This is a genomic window from Thioalkalivibrio sp. (assembly GCF_041685615.1).
GTDB lineage: Bacteria > Pseudomonadota > Gammaproteobacteria > Ectothiorhodospirales > Ectothiorhodospiraceae > Thioalkalivibrio.
The window spans coordinates 1-4799 of the sequence record NZ_JAWLFK010000088.1 but is presented as its reverse complement, the minus strand read 5'-3'; the positions used below and the strand labels follow the sequence as shown (position 1 = coordinate 4799).

General features: G+C 66.4%; 4 protein-coding genes. 1 reads left to right on the top strand and 3 read right to left on the bottom strand.

Annotated elements, in window-relative coordinates; all coding sequences use genetic code 11:
* A partial coding sequence (locus ACESLR_RS11570; RefSeq protein WP_373026115.1) for a porin occupies window positions 1-404 on the bottom strand: 404 nt, incomplete at its 3' end.
* A 287-nt stretch (window positions 405-691) separates the two neighbouring features.
* On the opposite strand from ACESLR_RS11570, the gene ACESLR_RS11565 reads away from it, so the two are divergent.
* Window positions 692-2767, top strand: a complete 2076-nt coding sequence (locus tag ACESLR_RS11565; protein WP_373067502.1) for a TonB-dependent receptor family protein — start codon at window positions 692-694, stop codon at window positions 2765-2767.
* A 115-nt stretch (window positions 2768-2882) separates the two neighbouring features.
* On the opposite strand, the gene ACESLR_RS11560 is transcribed toward ACESLR_RS11565, so the two are convergent.
* Together ACESLR_RS11560 and ACESLR_RS11555 are read right to left on the bottom strand one after the other, a co-directional pair.
* The gene (locus tag ACESLR_RS11560) at window positions 2883-3611 is read right to left on the bottom strand and encodes a rhomboid family intramembrane serine protease (RefSeq protein ID WP_373026113.1); all 729 of its coding nucleotides are present in this window, start codon (window positions 3609-3611) and stop codon (window positions 2883-2885) included.
* A gap of 257 nt (window positions 3612-3868) precedes the next feature.
* Window positions 3869-4799: SulP family inorganic anion transporter (locus ACESLR_RS11555; protein ID WP_373054699.1), on the bottom strand; the 931-nt coding region annotated here is incomplete at its 5' end.

Here is a 4799-nt window from a genome sequence, read left to right as displayed (position 1 = left end):
GTCAGGTTGCGCATGTCGCCCAGCTGGTCGCCAAAGAAATTGGCTGGCCCACGGGCGCGCTTGAACGGGGTATCGAATTCGCCGACCCGCAGCATGCCCCACGCGTCGCCCTTCAGACCCGCGAAGGTGTCGCGTGTGGCGAGTGTCAGGTCGTCATCTGCATCGAAGTCGATACCCTGTTCGATCTGGAAGATCCCGATCAATTGTTCGCGGAACTCGTGTTCGCCCTTGAAGCCCAGGCGGCTGGAGTTGCTGACGAGGCTGGGTTCGCTGTAACTCGCGCCGTTGTCGAGATAATCGACGGAGATGTTGGCGCGGCCGTACACCGTCCAGTCGGCGCTGGCCAGGGCCGGGACGACCAGGCCGGCAGCGATCAGGCTGGTCAGAAGGTGCTTGCGGTTCATGGATTTCTCCCCTATTGGCGTTTGAGGGTTTTGGCGAGACGCGGATGCCTCTCGACAGGGCCCAAGCATGGGGAGGCCGGGTGACGCCCCCGTTAAGCGCCGATGAAGATCCCGTTAAAAGGCCACAGCGTTGCGGAAATGACACGGCCTTGGACGGAATCTTCCGCAAGGCGATGGGTCTTTCCGGCGAGGGGCCGGTTTCCGGTCTACTGGAGGTTCCGGGGCGAGCGAGAGGAGGTGCGACGTTGGAAGCATCGGAGTCGACGGTCCCCCGCCTGGGTGGCTGGATGCTCTTGGCCTTTTTGGTTGTTTCCCCGGCGAGCGGTGCGAAGGCGGATCCGCCGGTGCTCGATCCGGTGGAGATCACCGTGACCGCGCCACGGCTGGCGACCCCGCTCGCGGATCTGCCGGCGGCGGTCAGCCGGGTCGACGAGCGCCAGGCCACCGAGGGGCGCCAGGGCCTGCAGATCGACGAGGCACTCAATCGCGTGCCGGGCCTGTTCGCGCAGAACCGCTACAACTTTGCACAGGACGCGCGAATCTCGATCCGCGGTTTCGGTTCGCGCGCTCCGTTCGGAGTGCGTGGACTGCGCATCCTCCAGGACGGCATCCCCGAGACCACGCCGGACGGGCAGTCGCAGGTGGACGCGATCGACCTGCTGAACCTGCGCGACATCGAGGTCCTGCGTGGGCCCAGCGCCGCGCTGTACGGCAACGCCTCCGGTGGCGTCATCGCCGCGCAGACCCGTGACGGAGGGGACCCGCGCGGCATTGGCGGCGGGGTATTGCTTGGAAGCCACGGCTTTCGCCGCGCCGAGGCCGTGGCCGAGCAGGACCACGGCACCCACCGCTATTCCCTGACCGCACACGATTTCGCAATCGACGGCTACCGCGACCAGTCCACCGCGGAGAAGCGTTACCTCCGCCTGCACACTGCCTCGGAACTGGAAGCCGGCACCCTCAACGTTCACCTGCGCTACCTGGATGCGCCACGCACCGACGATCCCGGCGGTCTGACCCGCGAAGAGATGCGCGAGGACCGGCGTGCCGCGGCCCCGCTGGCCACGGCGCTGGACAGTACCCAGTCCGCCGAACAGCTGACCACCGGCCTGCAATGGGAGCAGCCCCTGGCCGGGGGCGAGCTGCGCCTGGGCGGATTCTGGACCCAGCGCGATTATGCGCAGCAGCTGCCGTTCCCCGGTGATTCTCGCGTCGCCTACGAGCGCGATTTCTTTGGGGTCAATGCCCAGTACGAGCGCCACGTTGGGGCGACCCGTGTGCTCACCGGCATCGATCTGGAAGAACAGCGCGATGACCGCACACGGCGCTGTTCTGCTGGCCGGCTTTTCGATCGCGACGGCGGCGACTGTTCCGCGGACCCGGTTGATCCCATGAGCGACCTGGCGCTCGACCAGCGGGAGCGGGCGCGCTCTCGCGGGGTATTTGTCCAGACCGATACTGCACTCGGGTCGGACTGGAATCTGGTGGCCGGCGGCCGTCACGATCGTATTCGCATGTCCATCGACGATCACTTCGTTGAGTGGTTTGACGATGGCGATGACGTCACGGACCGATCGGGCCGACGGACCTTTGACGAGACCAGTGGCATGGCCGGGCTGATCTGGCACTTCAGGCCCGAGTATCGCGCCTACGTGAATGTGGCGACCAACTTCGAGACCCCGACCTTCACCGAGTTTGCCAATCCAGAGGGCGGAGGCGGCTTCAACCCCGAGGTGGAGCCACAACGGGCGCGCAGTATCGAGGTCGGTATCCGCCGCGAGAATCCGCGGCTCTCCTGGGAGGTCTCGGTCTACGCTACCCGGGTGCGCGACGAGCTGTCGCCGTACCAGCTTGAAGGTCGGGGCGACCGGACGTTCTATACCAACGCCGGGCGCACGGCCCGCGATGGCGTTGAGCTAAGCGCAGACTGGCGGTTGAACCCACAGTGGACCCTGAGCGCCGCTGCAAGCCTCAATCGTTTCCGTTTTCGCGATTTCGAGGATGTCGACGGTGTTCGCCATGACGGCAATCGGATGCCGGGGCTGCCGCGCGAGCAGTTGTTCGTCGAGGCCGACTGGCGCGACGGCCCCTGGTTCGTGACCGTGGACGCGCTGCACGTGGGGTCGCGTTACGCGGACAATGCGAACACGGAGAAGGTGGGGCCGCAGACGACGCTGAACCTGCGCGCCGGCCGGTTCTGGCGGCAGGGCGATACCCGCGCCGAGGCCTTCGTCGCCGCCAACAACCTGCTGGATGCGGACAACGTCGACAACATCCGGATCAATGCGGCGGGCGGCCGCTACTACGAGCCAGCGCCCGGCCTGACCTTGATGGCGGGGGTGCGGATGTATTTCGGACAGTGAGAGGGGTGGCATCGGTGCGGTTCCTTGCGCTCACGGCACCCTGCGATCGGCGGGTCCGGAAGCATCACCGCAGGATGCGCTGAGCGCAGCGAACCGCGTCCACACACGTGTCCGACTAATCGCGACGCCACGGCTCGTCCGACGACTTCCCGGGCTCGATCTCGTCCAGCCTCCCCTGCTCGATCTTGCGCAGGGTCTCCGGGTCGGTGCCGTCGTCCTCTTCCCAGGAGGGCCGCCGTGCCGGGGGTAACGGGTCGCGGCGATACAGGAACCAGCCGCAGACCGCGCCGACCACCGCCCCGAACAGATGCGCCTCGAACGACACGCGGGGGGCGCCGGGGACGATACCCCACAGCATGCTCCCGTAGAGGAACAGGATGATGATCGCGAGCGAGACGGACAATGCATCGCGGCGGCGGATGCCGATCACGACGGCAAAGAACATCAGCCCGTGAGTCAGGCCCGACGCGCCGATGTGCAGCCCCTCGCGGGCGAACAGCCAGACGCCCAGCCCGCCCATCAGCCAGATCAGCGGGACCGCCACGCGTGTGGCGTGGGGGAAGCCATAGAGGGTCAGCATGCCCAGCACCCAGAGGGTCGGGACGTTGGCCAGCAGGTGGCCCCAGGAGCCGTGAATAAGAGGCGAACCGAGAATGCCCAGTGCGCCGACCGCATCGCGCGGGAGGATGCCGAGGCGCGACCAGTCGCCCCCGGTCAGGTCCTGCAGCGCATGGATCGCGATCAGGATCCCGGCACCGGCCATCGGCCACAGCAAGGCCCGCCGGATCCGTTCACGTTCCGCCCTGGGATCGGCCGGGGCGGCCGGCCGGCGCAGATTCATCATGCGACTAGCCTGCCACGCCTGAGCGCAGGCTCCAATTTCTCCAACCCCGGCGTCGCCACCGGCAGGGTCATTGCGAGGAGGCGAGGGCGACGCCGCAATCTCTCAAAGCTGGCACCGAGCCGGGATCCGGTGGTTCCGTATGGAGGTTACTCGATTCGCTTGCCCTTCGGGCCGGCCTGCGGCGCTTCAACGCTGCGCCGCTTGAGGGCTTTGTCACTGCACTCCTCGCAATAACGGTGCGAGTCGTGGCGCCGGGATCAGTGTCCGCCGGGCCCCAGGTCCGCGCCCTTGTCGTGCAGAGCGAGCTTGTCGTGGAGTTCGCCGCTCTCGCCGCGCGGGGTCTTCACTTCGACCTCCATGCCGTTGCGGCGGAACTTGCCGACGACCTTGTCGATGGCGGCCACGGCCGAGCTGTCCCACAGCGAGGCGCGGGTCAGGTCGATCTCGACGTTGTGGATGCGTTCGCGGTAGTCAAAGCTGTCGATGAACTTGTCCACGGCGACAAAGAACAGCTGGCCGCGTACGGTGTAGATACGGGTCTTGCCGTCTTCCGACAGGTCGCTCTTCACCTCGACCGCCTTGACCATCTTGCGCGCGAAGAAGATCGCCGAGAGCAGCACGCCCGCGAACACGCCCATCGACAGGTCGTGGGTGATCACGGTGACGGCCACGGTCACGACCAGTACCACGGCATCGGTGCGCGGCAGCTTGTGCAGGGTGGTAAGCGAACCCCAGTCGAAGGTGGCGATGGAGACCATGATCATTACGGCGACCAGCGCGGCCATCGGAATGATGGAGACCAGATCGGCCAGCACCAGGATGAAGAACAGCAGGAACAGGCCGGCGGCCAGGGTCGACAGCCGACCGAGACCGCCGGACTTGATGTTGATCACCGACTGGCCAATCATCGCGCAGCTGGCCATGCCGCCGAAGAAGCCGGTCACGATATTGGCGACGCCCTGACCCTGGGCCTCGCGGTTCTTGCCCGAGGGTGTGTCGGTCAGATCGTCGATGATGGAAGCGGTCAGCAGCGATTCGAGCAGGCCAACGATGGCCAGCGCGAACGCGGTCGGGAAGATGATCTGCAGTGTCTCCAGGTTCCACGGGATATCCGGGAACAGGAACACCGGCAGGCCGGAGGGCATTTCGCCCATGTCGCCGACTTCCAGCGTCGGCAGACCCATGAAG